Below are 16,349 nucleotides of genomic sequence, written 5' to 3' on the forward strand. Positions count from 1 at the left end.
TTTCCCTACGTCTCTCAGGCCTCGGCTTCGGCGCCTTTGTCGGCCAGTTCCATCCAGCCCGCCAGCACGGTGTAGGCCTCTTCCAGGCCCATGCGCTTGGGGGCCGAGAACAGTTGGATGGTGACGGCTTCGCCCCAGCCCTTGCGGATCTGCGACTGCACCTTGAGCAGGGTGTTCTTGGCCGCGCCGTAGGTCAGTTTGTCGGCCTTGGTCAGCAGGATGTGCATCGGCATGCCGCTGGCGACCGCCCAGTCCAGCATCAGCAGGTCGAAGTCGGTCATGGGATGACGGATATCCATCATCAGGATCAGGCCCTTAAGGCTCTCGCGGCTGCCCAGGTAGGCTTCCAGGTGACGCTGCCAGTGTTGCTTGAGCGGGATTGGCACTTTGGCGTAACCGTAGCCCGGCAGGTCGACCAGACGGCGATCGTCGTCTAGCTTGAAGAAGTTCAACAACTGCGTGCGACCCGGAGTTTTCGAGGTGCGTGCCAGGCTGGCGTGGGTCAGGGTGTTCAGGGCGCTGGATTTGCCGGCGTTGGAACGCCCGGCAAAGGCCACTTCGAAGCCTTCATCGTCAGGGCATTGATCGACTTTGGCGGCGCTGAGCATGAACGTAGCCTGTTGGCACAGACCGAGGATGGGGTTCTTGAGTTGCATGGGATTTCCGATTGGGGCGATGCCGAGAGTGGACGCGGCGAGCGGTGTCGTTTCCGTTTCAGTAACGCCAGTATATAATGCCGCAGATTTTGTGTGCGCTTTGTCCCAGCGTAGGATGAAGTTCACGAGAGCGATAAACCTTGAATGCGCATTAGAACGCACCACGCTCTCAACCCTGAAAAGGTCGTTTTATGACGAAATGGCTGCTAGCTGCCGGTGTCTTGATGCCGTTTTACGGCGCTCAGGCTACACAGGATCCGGAAGCTGTGTACAACCGTGTTTGTGGGGCTTGTCATTCCGGCCAACTACCCACGGCGCCCCGCAAGGGCGACCAGGAAGCTTGGGCGCCGAGGTTGGCGCAAGGTATGGAGACGCTGGTGCAACACGTGACCCAGGGTTTCAAGGCGATGCCGCCGCGTGGTTTGTGCATGGACTGCAGTGCCGAGGATTACCGAGTCATCATCCATTGGATGAGCGAGTGATCCCGGTCCATAACTCTTAACCCTTAGCCGTAGTTGGATTAGCTGATGAACAAATTACTCGTGAGTCTGCTGTTGACCTTGGGCATCACAGGTGTCGCCCATGCCGCAGGCGACGCTGCTGCCGGTCAGGCGAAAGCCGCAGTCTGTGGTGCTTGCCACGGCCCTGATGGGAACAGCATGGCGCCAAACTTTCCCAAGCTGGCGGGTCAGGGGGAAAAGTACCTGAACAAGCAGTTGCACGATATCAAGTCCGGCAAGCGCCAGGTGCTGGAGATGACAGGCCTGTTGACCAACCTGAGCGATCAGGACCTGGCTGACATCGCCGCCTACTTCGCCAGCCAGAAAGGCAGCGTCGGCGCAGCAGATCCTAAAGTCGTGGCCCGTGGTGAAGAACTGTTCCGTGGCGGCAAGCTCGACCAGGGCATGCCTGCCTGCACCGGTTGCCACTCGCCAAACGGTGCGGGTAACGCAGCAGCCGGCTTCCCCCATCTGGGCGGCCAGCACGCACAGTACGTGGCCAAGCAGTTGACCGACTTCCGCGAAGGCAACCGTACCAACGACGGCGATACCCTGGTGATGCGCAGCATCGCTGGCAAGCTGAGCAACAAAGACATCGAAGCGGTGTCCAGCTATATTCAGGGCCTGCACTGAGGCCGGCTCGATCAGCGTTGCCCAAGGTGCTAAGCCACGGCAACGTTAATGATCGATTAATCTGACGGTGCAAGCATAAAGGGTGGCTCAGGCCGCCCTTTTTTATGGCGTCTGCCGCTACACTAGCGAACTCAAGCCCGCCAAGACCTGGTCGAATTCAGGTCGAGCGAGGCGCCAAAATTGTCCAGGAGTAAAGCATGCGTAATCTGATTCTCAGCGCCGCACTCGTCACCGCCAGCCTGTTTGGCGTGACCGCTCAAGCGGCCGAACCGCTTGAAGCCGGTAAACAATATGTCGAGTTGAGCAGCGCCGTTCCGGTTGCCGTGCCAGGCAAGATCGAAGTGGTTGAGCTGTTCTGGTATGGCTGCCCGCACTGCTACGCTTTCGAACCCACCATCAATCCCTGGGCTGAAAAACTCCCGGCCGACGTCAACTTCGTCCGTATCCCGGCCATGTTCGGCGGTATCTGGAACATCCATGGCCAACTGTTCATCACCCTTGAAGCCATGGGTGTCGAGCACAAGGTGCACAAGGCCGTATTCGAAGCCATCCATGGCGGCAAGAAACTCGCTACTCCTGAAGAGATGGCCGAGTTCCTGGCGGGCGAAGGCGTCGACAAGGACAAGTTCCTGAGCACCTACAATTCCTTCGCCGTCAAAGGCAAGGTCGAAGACGCCAAGAAAAAGGCCCAGGCCTACCAGATCACCGGCGTACCGACCATGGTGGTCAACGGCAAGTATCGTTTCGACCTGGGCACCGCCGGTGGTCCTGAAGGCGCGCTGAGCGTGGCTGACCAGTTGATCGCCAAAGAGCGCGCAGCCAAGTAAGCGCCCGCCGCCATGCCGCGCTGGAGCTCGGAACGCATCGTTGGCCTGCATGATCCGCAGGTCAACGAGCACCATTTGGCGTCGTCCGGCCTGCCGGCAGACAGTCGTCTGCGCTTGCTCAGTTTCAATATCCAGGTCGGTATCAGCACCGAACGTTATCGCCATTACCTGACTCGTGGTTGGCAGCACCTGCTGCCCCATCATGGGCGTGCCGACAATCTGCAGAAAATCGGCAACCTGCTTGGCGATTTCGACCTGGTGGCCCTGCAGGAGGCCGATGGCGGCAGCCTGCGCTCCGGCTACGTCAATCAGGTGGAACACCTGGCCCAACTGGGCGCCTTCCCCTACTGGTACCAACAGCTCAATCGCAACCTGGGACGCCTGGCTCAGCACAGCAATGGCGTGCTCAGCCGCCTGCGCCCCTGGGCCATCGAAGACCACCCGCTGCCTGGCCCCAAGGGGCGCGGCGCGATCCTCGTGCGTTTTGGCGAGGGTCCCGAGGCACTGGTGGTGGTGATGATGCATCTGGCGCTCGGTGCCCGCACCCGAACCCGGCAACTGGCGTACATCCGCGAGTTGATCGGCGGCTACAAGCATCAGGTGCTGATGGGGGACATGAACACCCATGCCAGCGACCTGCTGGAGCATTCCCCTCTAAGGGACCTCAGCCTCTTGGCGCCGCAACTGCAGGCGACCTTTCCCAGCTGGCGTCCGCAACGTTGCCTGGACCATATTCTGCTCAGCCCCAGCCTGACCCTGGAGCGCGTGGAGGTCCTGGCCCAACCCATATCCGATCACCTGCCGGTCGCGGTAGAGATTCGTCTGCCGGGTTCGCTCACGGCTGATGCATTGCCCGCGTTGAGTCCTGCCCCTCGCGGAACCGATGAATGAGCGACGACGCCAATCGCTGGAAAGAGAAATACCTCAAAAGTATCGAACAGCAGGAAAAGCTCGAACGCCGATGGGCGGCCCGTCTCGACTTGCTGCGTCGTGGCCTGGTACGCAGCACCCTGGCGGCGGAGGGCACCGATCGCGCGGTCGACCAGTGCATGAAGGAAATGCGCGAGGTGGTACGCACCGACGACATGGACGCCGGACTTGCTGCCCTTCTGCCGCGTCTGGAAAAAGCCGTGCTGGACTCCGAGCAGCGGCGGGAAACCCGGGTCGAGCAGATGAGCAGCGCGCTGACGGCGCTGGTCAGCCAGTTGCAGTCCCTGCCCCTGCCCCGGGAGGTCAGCCGTCCGCTGAAAGCCTTTGCCAAGCAACTGGATGGCCGGGTTGGCCAGGCGCGGGAAATTCCCTTGCTGCTCGGCGAACTGAGCAGCCTGCAGGGCAAGGCCCTGAGCCAGCTGGAAACCCCGGCCGAACCCGACCGCCCAAGCCTGTTGCAGCGCCTGTTCGGCAGCCGCGAGGCGAGCGAGACGCCGGCCCCGGCGGAGGAAGCCGTTGCGACGAATCCGCCGCTCCCGGCCGCCGCGGCGGAGGCTCATCCGCAAGCCGAGGAAGCCCCGGCCCCGGAGGATGGCGCGCGCGAGCACTATCAGACGCCGACCCAGGCCTTGCCTGAGGCGGTTTCGGCGCCTGCCGCGCCCGCTCCGGCACAGCCCGAAGTGCAGCTCGAACCTGAGCCGGGTGCCCAGCCGGTTGCCAGCGACGAGCCGGAGGTTGCTGCAGTGCCCGCTCCGGCCCCGGTGGTGGCGTTCGTGCCTCCGGTACTGGTGCAGGAGGCGCCCGCCGAGCCTGTACCCGCTATCGAGGTCGAACCTCAAGCCACCATTTCGCCTGTCGCGGAGCCACAAGCGCCCGTCGATCCCGGGGTGGTCGCCGCTTCCGATTCGCCGCCAGCGCCTGTCGCCGAAGCCGCGCTCAATCCCGACGAGTTGGTGCCCCTGCCGACGGTTTCCCCGGCAGTGCTGCTGGACAGCCTGCCCCTGCCGGCAGTCATGGCCGAGGCCCTGGCCGCCATCGATCCGGAGCAGTCGGAGCACGATGTGCTCTACGCTCTGCCGGATTCGCCCGAGCCCTCCTACAGTTCGGTGGCCAAGCACATCGAGCACACCTTGCTGGGGCTGCTCGACGACCTGAGCCTGCCGGAGCGCCACCGGCCACAGGCCGAGGCCATGCGCGATCGTCTGCAGCATGGGTTGAACTGGTACGAATTGCTGCCGATCCTCGACGATCTGGCGGTGTTGATGCTGGCCATCACCGACTCTGGCCAGCATGAGTTCGAGACCTACCTCAAGCAGCTCAACGAGCGCCTGGAGGCCTTCCAGAGCAACCTGCAGGCGGCCAGCGACGGCCATGCCGACAGCAGTTCGGCAGCACGGGCCATGGACAGCCAGATCCGTGAACAGGTCGACGGCCTGCAAAGCAGCGTGCAGGAGGCCGCCGACCTGGATGACCTCAAGCAAGTGCTGGAAAGCCACCTGGAGGGCCTGCTGGGCACCATGGACCACCACCAGAAGCAGCGCGACGAGCGTGAACGGGAAGTGGCCGCCCGCCTGCAAAGCCTGGCGGAGCGGGTTTCGAGCATGGAGCAGGAAGCCCAGGGCTACCGTGAGCACCTGGAAGAGCAGCGGCAGAAGGCGCTGATCGATCCGCTTACCGGCCTGCCCAACCGTGCAGCCTGGAGTGAACGCCTGGAACATGAAGTCGGCCAATGGCAACAACATGGCAACAGCCTGCTGCTGGCCATGCTCGATCTCGATCATTTCAAGCGGATCAACGACAACTACGGTCACCTGGCTGGTGACAAGGTGTTGAAGATCATCGCCAACGTACTGCGCAAACGCCTGCGAGGCAGCGATTTCATCGCACGTTTCGGTGGCGAGGAGTTTGTTCTGCTGCTGCCCAACACCCCCTGGCCGGTGGGTGTGCGCATTGTGGAAGCCCTGCGCGCGGCAATCGAGGCGTGCCCGTTCCATTTCAAGGGCGAGCCGGTGACCATCACCGTGTCCGTCGGGCTGAGTGCGTTCAAGGCCGGTGATCGCAGCGATCTGGTGATCAAAAGAGCCGATCAGGCGCTGTACCGGGCCAAGGATGCCGGCCGTAACCGGGTGGAAGCTGGTTGAGGAGCCAGCACTTTGCTGAATGAAAGCGCTGTTTTGCCCATGATCGCCAGGGCAGTACGTTACACTGTTGCATTATCGTCTTCAGCGTACTGCCTTTTGCCATGAAACTTCTTGCTCTTGCCCTCTCCCTGCTGATCCTCGCCGGCTGCGCCAGCGGCCCGCGCATCGACACCAGCCACCCGTCGGTCAATTACGATCAGCGCGCCCAGTTCATCATCGTCCACTACACCTCGGCATCGCTGGAGCGCTCCCTGGCCCTATTGACCCATGGCCAGGTCAGCAGCCACTACCTGATCGGCGATGACAAGTCCGCCACCATCTACAAGCTGGTGGACGAGCAATACCGTGCCTGGCATGCCGGTGACAGCCAGTGGCAGGGCCGGACCTGGCTCAACTCCAGTTCCATTGGCATCGAGATCGTCAACCCGGGGTTCCGCGATGGCCCCAGCGGGCGGCTCTGGTACCCCTACAGCGAAGCGCAGATCCAGAACCTGATCGTGCTGCTCAAGGACATCAGCAAGCGCAACAACATCTCGCCGCGCCACATCATTGGCCACAGCGATATCGCCCCCATGCGCAAGCTGGATCCGGGCCCGTTGTTTCCCTGGAAACGCCTGGCCGAGGCCGGCCTGGGACTGTGGCCCGATGCCCAGGCAGTGGCACGCCAGCAGGCGTTCTTTACCGTGAGCCCGCCGAGCATCGGTTGGTACCAGCAGCAACTGGCCCAGCTGGGTTACGCCACGCCGCAGACCGGCGAGCTGGACAAGGCGACCCGTAACGTCCTGGCCGCATTCCAGATGCACTACCGGCCGGGGCGTTTCGATGGTACGCCGGACGCAGAAAGCGCGGCCATCCTGATGGTGCTCAACCAGACAAAATAATGACGCCGCCGGACGGTTGGGGCCGATTGTCCAATCAGTTGCTATAACTCATTGGTAATCCTTCGGATCTCCCATGATGCCGGCCGCTCGCGAGCCCTTGCGTACCTGGTTCCATCGCCCCTGGACGCTGGCGATGCTGGCGGCTGTGCTGAGTGCGGTGATTTTGCTGCTGGGCAGCGCCGGGCTGGCCATGCACCAGGTCCAGCAACGGGAAAGCGAGCAGATGAACGCCCAGGGGCAGCGTTTCCTGGAGCGGCTGGAGCAGTTGTTCGGGCAACTGCGCGAAGGTCTCGACGTGCTGGAGGCGCAGCCGCTGCGCGAGTGCAACGCCGATCTCATCGCAGCTCTGCAGCAGGTCAGCTACAGCTATCGCTTCATTTATGAAGCGGCCTACAGGGACGCCACCCACACTTGTTCCAACTGGCCACGGCAGAACCTCCTGCCGGCGGCCAGGCCGCCGGATATCCGCGGGCCGACCTACAGCTACTGGCTCAACACCTCGACCCAGCCCAATGAGAACCTTGCTGCGCTGATGCTGGGTCGCGGCAACTTTCGCGTGGCCACTTCCCGCGGGCACCTGACCGATGTGGTCGATCTGCCTCCCGGTGGCAGCCTGATGGTGGTGGTGGATCATGGTGCCCGGGCGATACCGGTGCTCGGCCCGGCCCATGCCTGGCCCCCCGCACAGCCTTGGCGGGGGGCCGCGACGGGCCCTTGCAGGTCACCCCGGACCTGCTGATCTATCGCATGCCCACTCGCAACCCCGAGTACCAACTGGTGCTGATCACCCCCCGCGCCAGCCTGCAGGGCGAAGTGCTCGACGGTTGGTGGTGGTTGCTGCCCTCCAGCCTGGTGCTGGCGCTGTTCATCGGTGGGTTGGTGTATCAGGTGGTCCGCCAGCGCCAGTCCCTGGGGGCGGAGCTGCAAGGGGCCCTGCGCCGCGGCGAGTTGCAGGTGCTGTACCAGCCGATCTTCGATCTCAGTAGCCGGCTCTGCGTGGGGGCCGAGGCCCTGCTGCGCTGGCGCCGCCCGGACGGTACCCTGACCAGCCCCGACCTGTTCATCCCGCTGGCGGAGAACACCGGGCAGATCCGCCAGATCACCGACTTCGTCCTGCAGCGCCTGCTGGAGCAACTGGGGCATGTGCTACGGGCCAATCCCCAGCTGTACATCTCAGTCAACCTGGCGGCCTGCGACGTGATGGTCCCGCGGATCGGCATGGTCATGGCGCGGCTGCTGGCGACGCATCGGGTAGCGGCCCGGCAGATCGCCTTCGAGGTCACCGAGCGTGGGCTGATCGATGTGGTGGTGGCGCGCAACAACCTGCAGGCCCTGCGCGATGTCGGGCATCAGGTGCTGATCGATGATTTCGGCACCGGCTATTGCAGCCTGGCCTACCTGCAGAGCCTGCCGGTGGATTGCCTGAAGATCGACAAGGCGTTCATCGATGCCCTGGGGCACGATGCCGCCAGCAGCGGCGTGGCGCCGCACATCATTCGCATGGCCCACGCGTTGAAACTCAAGGTGATTGCCGAGGGCATCGAGTTCGAGGACCAGGCGCTGCTGCTCAGCAGCGAGGGCGTGAGCTTCGGCCAGGGCTGGCTGTTCGCCCATGCCCTGAGTGCCTTGCAGTTCACTGAGCTGATTACCCGTGGCCGACGGCTGGTGGCCAGGCGCCTGGATGATGAAGCATGAAGCCCTAGAGCGGCAGGGCCAGATAGAACTGGGTGCCCTGCCCGGGCCTTGAGTAGACGCCCATGCGCCCGCCATGCAGCTGGACGATCTCCTTGCACAGCGCCAGCCCGAGGCCGGCACCGCCCTTCTTGCGGCCCACCTGGACGAAAGGCTCGAAGATCCGCCCTTGCTGGCCATAGGCAATACCCTCGCCATTGTCTTCGACGCTGACGATCACCCGCTCGCCATGGCGCCTCGCCTGCAGGCGGATCTGGCCCTCGCTGGCGGTGTGGCGCAAGGCGTTGTCGATCAGGTTGTCCAGCACCCGCTCCAGTTGTGCGCGGTCGGCATGCAGCCGTGGCAACGGCGCCTGGATCTCCAGCAGCAGGTCGATGCCCTGCTGTTGGGCCTGCTCGCTGAAGCGGCCCTGGGCCTGCACCAGCAGCTCTTCCAGGGGGCAGGGAGCGAGGGTGAGTTTCTGCAGGCCGTTCTGATAGCGGGAAAAATTCAGCAGGTCGTTGATCAACTGCATCAGGCGCTGCATTTCCTCGTTGACCGTATTGAGCAGGTCGGTTTCCCGGGACTCCTCGGGAAAGTGCAGGCGTTCCTGAAGCAGCCCGAAGGCCATGTGCATGCCGGTGACCGGGGTACGCAGTTCGTGGGAGGCGCGCAGCACGAACTCACTGCGCACTCGTTCGAACGCCCGTTGCTCGGTGACATCGTGCAGCACCATCACGGCGCCGAGAATATGGCCCTGGGTATGGCTGACGGGGGTCAGGCTGTAGGTCAGCAGGCGCGACTCGCCGTCGACCTCGATATCCAGGTCGTCCGGCGCCCGTTCCAGGTTGCCGCCGCGCAATACCAGCTGTAGCTGCTCATCCAGCTCCGGGCGTTGCAGGGCGCTGCCCAGGCCCTGGCCGAGGCGCTCCTGGTCCCAGCCCAGCTGGCGCTGGGCCACGGGGTTGAGGTGTTCCAGGCGGCCCTGGCGGTCGATCATCAGCAAGCCGTCGTCAATACTGTCGAGCACGGCCTGCAGGCGCTGCTGGCCGGCCAGCAGCTCATCGACATTGGTTGCCTGATGCTGGCGCAGGGCCTCGGCCATGATGCCGAAGCGTCGGGTCAGCAGGTTCATCTCCGCCGCCGCCGAAATGGGCAGGGTGACGTCGAAATTGCCTTCGCCAATCTTGTCCGCAGCCTTGGCCAGGGCTTCGATCGGCCCGCCAAAGCGCCGGGCGATGGCATGGGCCGTGACGAAGCCGATGATCAGCACCGCCAGGGCCACCAGGCCCAGAAGGCCGGCCACCAGCCATGCACGGTTGCGGGCCTGCTGCTCCACCTGGCTGATGTTGTCCAGGGCGCGCTTGTGTTCGGTGATCAGCCCGCCGCGCAAGGCGTTGAAGCGCTCGGTCAGCTCGTTGTTGTCATGCAGCCCGCTTGCGGTGCTGTTGCGCTCGAAGGCCTGGTAGAAGCTCAGGTAGTCGCTACGCGCCTGCTGGAAGCCACTTTGTACCTGGGTCTGCCGATCATGGGCGATGCCTTCGTCGAGCAGCTCCAGATAATGCTGCCGGGAGGTTTCCAGGGCGGCGCGGTCCGGCTGCTTGCCGAGCATGATGATCAGCTGGTCGCCCAGGGTCTGGCGCAGCTTGAGGCCCAGGTCCAGGGTGATGAAGTTGTTGCGGATCAGCGATTCCTGGGTGCTGGCCATCTGCATCACGCTGACCAGCCCGAGCACCAGGCCCAAGAGGGCCACGGTGATCAGGGCCGAGATGCTCAGAAACAGCCGGGTGCGCAGTTTCATCGCTAACTTCATAGGGTGTTGCTCACAGGTTGTACTGTTTGCGTTTGCGGTACAGCGTCGACGCGTCGATACCCAGGGTCTTGGCGGCTTGATCCAGGGTGTCGCTGGTGGCCAGGACCGCACCGATGTGGGCCTTTTCCAGCTCGTCCAGGCTCAGGGCGGCGCCGATCCGCGGGGCGTTGTTGGTGGGTTGCTCGGCCATGCCCAAGTGGCTGATTTCCACCCGTTCCTGCGGGCAGATGATGCTCGCCCGTTCCACCACGTTGCGCAGTTCGCGGATGTTGCCCGGCCAGCGGTAGTTGAGCAGCGCTTCCCGGGCTTCATCACTGAAGACCCGGGCCGGGCGCGAATACTCTTTGACGAAGCGGGCGAGGAAGCGGTCGGCCAGGGTCAGGATATCTTCGCTGCGCTCGCGCAGGGGCGGCAGGTGCAGGGTGATGACGTTCAGCCGGTACAGCAGGTCTTCGCGGAAACGCCCGTCGCGCACCATGTCTTCAAGGTTGAGGTTGGTGGCGGCGAGGATGCGCACATCGGCGCGGCGGGTTACCGGGTCGCCGACGCGCTCGTATTCCTTGTCCTGGATGAAGCGCAGCAGCTTGGGTTGCAGGGTCAACGGGAAGTCGCCGATCTCGTCGAGGAATAGGGTTCCGCCATCGGCCTGGTTGACCCGGCCCAGGGTGCTCTCGCTGGCCCCGGTAAAGGCGCCGCGGCTGTGGCCGAAGAGTTCGCTCTCCATCAGTTCGGCAGTCAACGAGGGGCAGTTGATGGTCACGCAGGATTTCTTGGCGCGTTTGCTCCAGCCGTGAATGGCCCGCGCCAGCTCGCCCTTGCCGGTGCCGGACTCGCCGAGGATAAGGATGTTGGCGTCGGTGCTGGCCACCTGACGCGCGGTTTCCAGCACCACTTTCATTGCCGGGCTGTGGGAGTCCAGGCCGTCCTTGGGCTTGCGCACCTCACCTTCGAGGGCTTCCAGGCGTGCCGAGAGCTGGCGTACTTCCAGCTGCTTGGCGGTGGCCAGGCGCAACTGGTCGGGGCTGCAGGGCTTGACCAGGTAGTCTGCGGCGCCGGCCTGGATCGCATCTACTGCGGTGTCCACGGCAGAGTGAGCGGTGACGATCACTACCCGCATCCAGGGTGCCTGGGTACGCATTTGTGCCAGTACGTCGAGGCCGTTGTCTTCGCCCAGGCGCAGGTCGAGGAAGCACAGGTCGAATACCTGGCGTTGCAGCAGAGCATCGGCCTGCGCCGCGCTGTTGGCGGTGGCCACGGTGTAGCCCTCGTCTTCCAGGCAGTAGCGGAAGGTGCGAAGGATTGCGGATTCGTCATCCACCAGAAGGATGCGGCCTTGATTCTCCGGCGCTGACTCCATATCCCGAGGCTCCTTAATGAATGATCTTTATTTAGTCCCGGAAAAATCGGGCAAGTTGCAAGGTTGATTCTGATCCATTCCAGCGCCAGCAGGTTAGATATCTCCGGCTGAAACGGCTAACAGGCTGAAATTACGCATGTTTTACCCAGAGTAGCTGCTGGGTGGGTCTGTATCAGGCTATTGGCCATTCATCAAAGTTCCCCCTGTGATCAAAAAACGCTCACTGTTTTCCCGGGACATCGTGCATTTCGCACGGCCGGCATGGGGGCATCGTGCAGTATGCGTGTGGAATGCTTTTGGTAATTTTATTTAAGTATTTGATTTTATTGAATTTAATTTCAAAGAAAAAGCTGGCATGCAGCCTGCAATATCCCTCTCATCGAGAAGCGCCGGCCGTGGCTTCCATAACAACATCACCACCAGTGTGGGAGGAGTTTCAGGATGAATCGCCAACGTCTTGCCCAATTGCGTATTGCGCCACTGCATCTCCAGCAAGGCCTCTTCGCCGTTCTGGCGTTGCTGGTCACCCTGATCGCCGGGCAACAGTTCCAGCGCTGGCAGGACAGCCAGGCACCCGCGCCGCGAGTGCCGGTTCATCACTTCACCCAGACCCATTTCAGTTCGGTGAGCAGCCAGCTCAACGACCAGGCCCCCATGCAACTGATGGCCGTCGACCAGGCACAGCCGGTCGCGGACGCGCCACGTCAGGAACGCTGGGTGTTCTAGCACCAAGGCCGGGCCCGCAATCGGCGGCGCCGGGCTGGCTCCATAGGCAGCACCACTAATAGAAGAGTAAGGAGAATCATCATGCTGAGCTGGGCAATCACATTCCTGATCATTGCTATTGTCGCTGCGGTCCTGGGCTTCGGTGGTATCGCGGGCACCGCCACGGGTATCGCCAAGATTCTCTTTGTGGTGTTCCTGGTGATGTTCATCGCTTCGTTCTTCTTTGGCCGTCGAGGCCGAGGCTGACCATGAGTCTCTCGTTGAAGACATTGACTGCCGCGCTGCTGCTGGGCGCCAGCGCCCTGGCGTCGGCGGCCAATGATGGCCAGGCACGAGCCAATCAGCTGCTGGGGTCGGACCCGCAGTTTCGTGAAACCTGGCAGGGGGTCGTGCACAAGGAGGAGCGCCTGCCCGAGTGGGTGATGAACCTCTCGGGTGATGCGCCGCAACAGATGAATGCCATGACCGAAGACGGCGATCAGTATCTGGTGGGCCCTCTGTGCGAAACCGCTCAGAGTTGTCAGAACCAGCGTTTGATCGTGGCCTTCAGTTTCGACAAGAAGCATGCCTACGCGATGCTGGTGGACGTGCCGGCGGGTTTGCCCGCGGACAAGTCACCGACCCGCCACGCCAATTATCGGTTCCTCGGCAAGCCCGATGACGGCATGCAAGCGCTGCTCCAGGAGCAGTTGCGCAAGGACCCGAACTGGTACTGATGTGCAAATTGCCGATATTGCATAACAGATAGACGAAAGGGCCGCCCTGGCGCTTTCGGCTGTTGCACCACCCGAGGAGGGCGAGTGCATGACCAAGGGGCCGGGATGTTCTGATCCACGGGTGATCGGAGTGACCTAGGGGTACAGGGAGTGCCTCCGCAAGGGCCGGGTCAGGAAAGAGCGGCGGCGCAAGCTCCCAGGTCGGCCACCGACCTGATGAGCTTGCGGCGTGCTTGAATGGCAAAGTCCTGTGCTAGAGCCGTCCGTCTGACAATTTCCGTGCTCGCGCGGGAAAAAATCTTCCTTTGACTCCGATCAAACGTTTCCTGGTGTTTCTCTGCGACCGTATATCGAGAAACTTTGTGCGAATTGCGCAGCGTTTCCGGGCGCCCGAATCAGAGCAATTCTAAACTTTTTTAGCCTTTTTCCTGACCCCTCCGACAAGCCTGCACGCCGCCTGAAATGGCCGTTTCACGGCATTTTTGCCTGCCGAAATGTCGTATTCGAACCGGTTGGGACGCTCGTTTTGTTTGGAAAAACTCATGCCGATTCGGCATAGGGTAGGCGTTTACGGCATTAGACGTGCCTCCCTAGCATCGGAATAGTTGCGCCTTTTTTCGCCCGCAGAGAGCCGTAAATGCTCGTTCGGGATGACCTTATACGGGGGCCGATGCACAAACTTTTCCGCCATTGAGCGTTCCAGTTCGCGCATCAGCCCGAGTCCAACTGAAGTAAGGGTAATGATATGAAGAAGGCAAAATTAAGCCTCGCCTGGCAGATCCTCATCGGTCTGGTCCTGGGGATTGCGATTGGCGCGCTGCTCAATCATTTCAGTGCTGAAAAGGCCTGGTGGATCAGCAACGTCCTGCAGCCTGCGGGCGATATCTTTATCCGCTTGATCAAGATGATCGTGATCCCGATCGTCATTTCCTCGCTGATCGTCGGCATCGCCGGTGTCGGTGACGCGAAGAAACTGGGGCGCATCGGCCTCAAGACCATCATCTACTTCGAAATCGTGACCACCATCGCCATCGTCGTCGGCCTGCTGCTGGCCAACCTGTTCCATCCGGGCGCAGGCATCGACATGAGCACCCTGGGCACCGTGGACATCTCCAAGTACCAGGCCACTGCGGCCGAGGTGCAGCATGAACACGCGTTCATCGAGACCATCCTCAACCTGATTCCATCGAACATCTTCGCGGCCATGGCCCGCGGCGAGATGCTGCCCATCATCTTCTTCTCGGTGCTGTTCGGCCTGGGCCTGTCGAGCCTGCAGTCCGACCTGCGCGAACCGCTGGTGAAGATGTTCCAGGGCGTTTCGGAAAGCATGTTCAAAGTCACCCACATGATCATGAACTACGCCCCTATCGGCGTATTTGCACTGATCGCGGTGACCGTCGCCAACTTCGGTTTCGCCTCCCTGCTGCCGCTGGCCAAGCTGGTGATCCTGGTGTACGTGGCTATCGCCTTCTTCGCTTTCGTGATCCTCGGCCTGATCGCCCGCCTGTTCGGCTTCTCGGTGATCAAACTGATGCGCATCTTCAAGGATGAGCTGGTCCTGGCCTACTCCACCGCCAGCTCGGAAACCGTGCTGCCGCGGGTGATCGAGAAGATGGAAGCCTACGGCGCGCCGAAAGCCATCTGCAGCTTCGTGGTGCCGACCGGCTACTCGTTCAACCTCGACGGTTCGACCCTGTACCAGAGCATCGCGGCGATCTTCATCGCCCAGCTGTACGGCATCGACCTGTCCATCAGCCAGCAACTGCTGCTGGTGCTGACCCTGATGGTCACCTCCAAAGGTATCGCCGGGGTTCCGGGCGTGTCCTTCGTGGTCCTGCTGGCCACCCTGGGCAGCGTCGGCATTCCTCTGGAAGGCCTGGCCTTCATCGCCGGTGTCGACCGTGTGATGGACATGGCGCGTACCGCCTTGAACGTGATCGGCAACGCCCTGGCGGTACTGGTCATCTCCCGTTGGGAAGGCATGTACGACGACGCCAAGGGCCAGCGTTACTGGAACTCCCTGCCGCACTGGCGCAGCAAGGAAAAACTGCCAGCAGGCGAAGCGTCCAAAGGCTAAGCGCCTATTGTGTAGGAGCTGGCTTGCCAGCGAAGAGGCCCCAAGCCCTTCAGCTGCCTGCAGATCGCCTTCGGCAGCAATCCAGCCCCAACAGATGACAGGCCCCGGTTAATCCGGGGTTTGTCGTTTCTGCCCGCCCCGCTATCATTCGCCGCATCTTTCGAGGGGTATGACCGATGCTCAATGGCCTGTGGCTTGGCTTCTTTATCGTGGCAACCGTGTCGGCCCTGGCGCAGTGGCTGGTGGGTGGCAACGCGGGGATCTTCGCTGCCATGGTGGAAAGCATCTTCGCCATGGCCAAGCTGTCGGTGGAGGTCATGGTCCTGCTGTTCGGCACCCTGACCCTGTGGCTGGGTTTTCTGCGCATCGCCGAGAAGGCTGGAATCGTCGAGTGGCTGGCCAAGGTCCTGGGGCCGCTGTTCAAGCGCCTGATGCCGGAAGTGCCGCCGGGGCACCCGGCCCTGGGCCTGATCACCCTGAACTTCGCCGCCAACGGCCTGGGCCTGGACAACGCCGCCACGCCCATCGGCCTCAAGGCCATGCGCGCCCTGCAGGAACTCAACCCCAGCGCCACCACTGCCAGCAATGCGCAGATCCTGTTCCTGGTGCTCAACGCCTCGTCCCTGACCCTGCTGCCGGTGACCATCTTCATGTACCGCGCCCAGCAAGGCGCGGCGGACCCGACCCTGGTGTTCCTGCCGATTCTCCTGGCCACCAGCGCCTCGACCCTGGTGGGCCTGCTGTCGGTCGCGGTGATGCAGCGCCTGCGCCTGTGGGACCCGGTGGTACTGGCCTACCTGGTTCCCGGGGCCCTGGCCCTGGGCGCCTTCATGGCCTTGCTGGCCACCCTGTCGGCCACGGCCCTGGCGTCCCTGTCGTCGATTCTCGGCAACCTCACGCTGTTTGGGCTGATCATGCTGTTCCTGGTGGTCGGCGCGCTGCGCAAGGTCAAGGTCTACGAGGCCTTTGTCGAGGGCGCCAAGGAGGGTTTCGACGTCGCCAAGAGCCTCTTGCCATACCTGGTCGCGATGCTCTGCGCCATCGGCGTGCTGCGGGCGTCCGGGGCCCTGGATTTCGGCCTCGACGGCATTCGTCATCTGGTGGAGTGGGCCGGTTGGGACACACGTTTCGTCGACGCCTTGCCCACTGCCCTGGTCAAGCCGTTCTCGGGCAGTGCGGCACGGGCCATGCTCATCGAGACCATGCAGACCCAGGGCGTGGACAGCTTCCCGGCCCTGGTGGCGGCCACCATCCAGGGCAGTACCGAAACCACCTTCTATGTGCTGGCGGTGTACTTCGGCGCGGTAGGCATCCAGCGGGTGCGGCACGCCGTGGGCTGTGCCTTGCTGGCGGAATTCGCCGGTGTGGTGGCGGCGATTGCGGTTTGCTACTGGTTCTTTGGATGAGTTGAGCGAGCCTTC

The 16,349-nt window shown here is 62.6% G+C and carries 14 protein-coding genes and 1 pseudogene; 12 read left to right on the plus strand and 3 right to left on the minus strand.

What is annotated here, in order from left to right; genetic code table 11:
* Nucleotides 1–14: 14 nt before the first annotated feature.
* A complete protein-coding gene (yihA, locus tag KI242_RS00425; RefSeq protein WP_011058471.1) occupies nt 15–656 on the minus strand; it encodes a ribosome biogenesis GTP-binding protein YihA/YsxC in 642 nt (213 codons plus the stop codon).
* A 191-nt stretch (nt 657–847) separates the two neighbouring features.
* Here yihA and KI242_RS00430 point away from each other — a divergent pair, with 191 nt between their 5' ends.
* The 7 genes and pseudogenes from KI242_RS00430 to KI242_RS00460 all read left to right on the plus strand — a co-directional run bounded on the left by KI242_RS00430 (nt 848) and on the right by KI242_RS00460 (nt 8,263).
* Nucleotides 848–1,138: a c-type cytochrome gene (locus KI242_RS00430; protein ID WP_015633654.1), complete on the plus strand. Its 291-nt coding sequence runs from the start codon at nt 848–850 to the stop codon at nt 1,136–1,138.
* A gap of 45 nt (nt 1,139–1,183) precedes the next feature.
* Nucleotides 1,184–1,789: a c-type cytochrome gene (locus KI242_RS00435; RefSeq protein WP_011058472.1), complete on the plus strand. Its 606-nt coding sequence runs from the start codon at nt 1,184–1,186 to the stop codon at nt 1,787–1,789.
* A 197-nt stretch (nt 1,790–1,986) separates the two neighbouring features.
* Nucleotides 1,987–2,616, plus strand: coding sequence for a thiol:disulfide interchange protein DsbA/DsbL (locus KI242_RS00440; RefSeq protein WP_011058473.1), 630 nt, complete (start codon nt 1,987–1,989; stop codon nt 2,614–2,616).
* Between the two features lie 12 nt (nt 2,617–2,628).
* Nucleotides 2,629–3,507, plus strand: a complete 879-nt coding sequence (locus KI242_RS00445) for an endonuclease/exonuclease/phosphatase family protein (protein ID WP_011058474.1) — start codon at nt 2,629–2,631, stop codon at nt 3,505–3,507.
* Nucleotides 3,504–5,687 carry a GGDEF domain-containing protein gene (locus KI242_RS00450; protein ID WP_011058475.1) on the plus strand — a complete coding sequence of 728 codons (2,184 nt, stop codon included), beginning with the start codon at nt 3,504–3,506 and terminating at the stop codon, nt 5,685–5,687. The genes KI242_RS00445 and KI242_RS00450 overlap by 4 nt, the downstream gene beginning before the upstream one ends.
* Nucleotides 5,688–5,788: 101 nt before the next feature.
* On the plus strand, nt 5,789–6,568 hold the full coding sequence (locus KI242_RS00455; RefSeq protein ID WP_011058476.1) for an N-acetylmuramoyl-L-alanine amidase: 780 nt from the start codon (nt 5,789–5,791) through the stop codon (nt 6,566–6,568).
* Nucleotides 6,569–6,644: 76 nt separating this feature from the next.
* A pseudogene (locus KI242_RS00460) lies at nt 6,645–8,263 on the plus strand (EAL domain-containing protein).
* A gap of 4 nt (nt 8,264–8,267) precedes the next feature.
* On the opposite strand, the gene KI242_RS00465 reads toward KI242_RS00460, so the two are convergent.
* Together KI242_RS00465 and algB are read right to left on the minus strand one after the other, a co-directional pair.
* Nucleotides 8,268–10,052: a KinB sensor domain-containing domain gene (locus KI242_RS00465; protein ID WP_015633658.1), complete on the minus strand. Its 1,785-nt coding sequence runs from the start codon at nt 10,050–10,052 to the stop codon at nt 8,268–8,270.
* Between the two features lie 10 nt (nt 10,053–10,062).
* Nucleotides 10,063–11,409, minus strand: coding sequence for a sigma-54-dependent response regulator transcription factor AlgB (gene algB, locus KI242_RS00470; protein ID WP_011058479.1), 1,347 nt, complete (start codon nt 11,407–11,409; stop codon nt 10,063–10,065).
* A 441-nt stretch (nt 11,410–11,850) separates the two neighbouring features.
* On the opposite strand from algB, the gene KI242_RS00475 reads away from it, so the two are divergent.
* The 5 genes from KI242_RS00475 (at nt 11,851) to KI242_RS00495 (ending at nt 16,334) form a co-directional block, all read left to right on the plus strand.
* On the plus strand, nt 11,851–12,135 hold the full coding sequence (locus tag KI242_RS00475; RefSeq protein WP_015633659.1) for a hypothetical protein: 285 nt from the start codon (nt 11,851–11,853) through the stop codon (nt 12,133–12,135).
* An 81-nt stretch (nt 12,136–12,216) separates the two neighbouring features.
* Nucleotides 12,217–12,381, plus strand: a complete 165-nt coding sequence (locus KI242_RS00480; RefSeq protein ID WP_003170804.1) for a DUF1328 domain-containing protein — start codon at nt 12,217–12,219, stop codon at nt 12,379–12,381.
* A 2-nt stretch (nt 12,382–12,383) separates the two neighbouring features.
* A complete protein-coding gene (locus tag KI242_RS00485; protein ID WP_015633660.1) occupies nt 12,384–12,851 on the plus strand; it encodes an inhibitor of vertebrate lysozyme family protein in 468 nt (155 codons plus the stop codon).
* A 745-nt stretch (nt 12,852–13,596) separates the two neighbouring features.
* Nucleotides 13,597–14,928: a glutamate/aspartate:proton symporter GltP gene (gene gltP, locus KI242_RS00490; protein ID WP_011058482.1), complete on the plus strand. Its 1,332-nt coding sequence runs from the start codon at nt 13,597–13,599 to the stop codon at nt 14,926–14,928.
* A gap of 176 nt (nt 14,929–15,104) precedes the next feature.
* Nucleotides 15,105–16,334 carry a spore maturation protein gene (locus tag KI242_RS00495; protein WP_019095624.1) on the plus strand — a complete coding sequence of 410 codons (1,230 nt, stop codon included), beginning with the start codon at nt 15,105–15,107 and terminating at the stop codon, nt 16,332–16,334.
* The last annotated feature ends 15 nt before the right edge of the window (nt 16,335–16,349 follow it).

Source organism: Pseudomonas sp. Eqa60 (assembly GCF_018326405.1).
In the GTDB taxonomy this organism is placed as follows: domain Bacteria; phylum Pseudomonadota; class Gammaproteobacteria; order Pseudomonadales; family Pseudomonadaceae; genus Aquipseudomonas; species Aquipseudomonas protegens.

Excerpts from the sequence above, each read along its gene's own strand:
- yihA (WP_011058471.1), bottom strand. The coding sequence starts at position 656 with ATGCAACTCAAGAACCCCATCCTCGGTCTGTGCCAACAGGCTACGTTC.
- KI242_RS00430 (WP_015633654.1), top strand. The coding sequence starts at position 848 with ATGACGAAATGGCTGCTAGCTGCCGGTGTCTTGATGCCGTTTTACGGC.
- KI242_RS00435 (WP_011058472.1), top strand. The coding sequence starts at position 1,184 with ATGAACAAATTACTCGTGAGTCTGCTGTTGACCTTGGGCATCACAGGT.
- KI242_RS00440 (WP_011058473.1), top strand. The coding sequence starts at position 1,987 with ATGCGTAATCTGATTCTCAGCGCCGCACTCGTCACCGCCAGCCTGTTT.
- KI242_RS00445 (WP_011058474.1), top strand. The coding sequence starts at position 2,629 with ATGCCGCGCTGGAGCTCGGAACGCATCGTTGGCCTGCATGATCCGCAG.
- KI242_RS00450 (WP_011058475.1), top strand. The coding sequence starts at position 3,504 with ATGAGCGACGACGCCAATCGCTGGAAAGAGAAATACCTCAAAAGTATC.
- KI242_RS00455 (WP_011058476.1), top strand. The coding sequence starts at position 5,789 with ATGAAACTTCTTGCTCTTGCCCTCTCCCTGCTGATCCTCGCCGGCTGC.
- KI242_RS00465 (WP_015633658.1), bottom strand. The coding sequence starts at position 10,052 with ATGAAGTTAGCGATGAAACTGCGCACCCGGCTGTTTCTGAGCATCTCG.
- algB (WP_011058479.1), bottom strand. The coding sequence starts at position 11,409 with ATGGAGTCAGCGCCGGAGAATCAAGGCCGCATCCTTCTGGTGGATGAC.
- KI242_RS00475 (WP_015633659.1), top strand. The coding sequence starts at position 11,851 with ATGAATCGCCAACGTCTTGCCCAATTGCGTATTGCGCCACTGCATCTC.
- KI242_RS00480 (WP_003170804.1), top strand. The coding sequence starts at position 12,217 with ATGCTGAGCTGGGCAATCACATTCCTGATCATTGCTATTGTCGCTGCG.
- KI242_RS00485 (WP_015633660.1), top strand. The coding sequence starts at position 12,384 with ATGAGTCTCTCGTTGAAGACATTGACTGCCGCGCTGCTGCTGGGCGCC.
- gltP (WP_011058482.1), top strand. The coding sequence starts at position 13,597 with ATGAAGAAGGCAAAATTAAGCCTCGCCTGGCAGATCCTCATCGGTCTG.
- KI242_RS00495 (WP_019095624.1), top strand. The coding sequence starts at position 15,105 with ATGCTCAATGGCCTGTGGCTTGGCTTCTTTATCGTGGCAACCGTGTCG.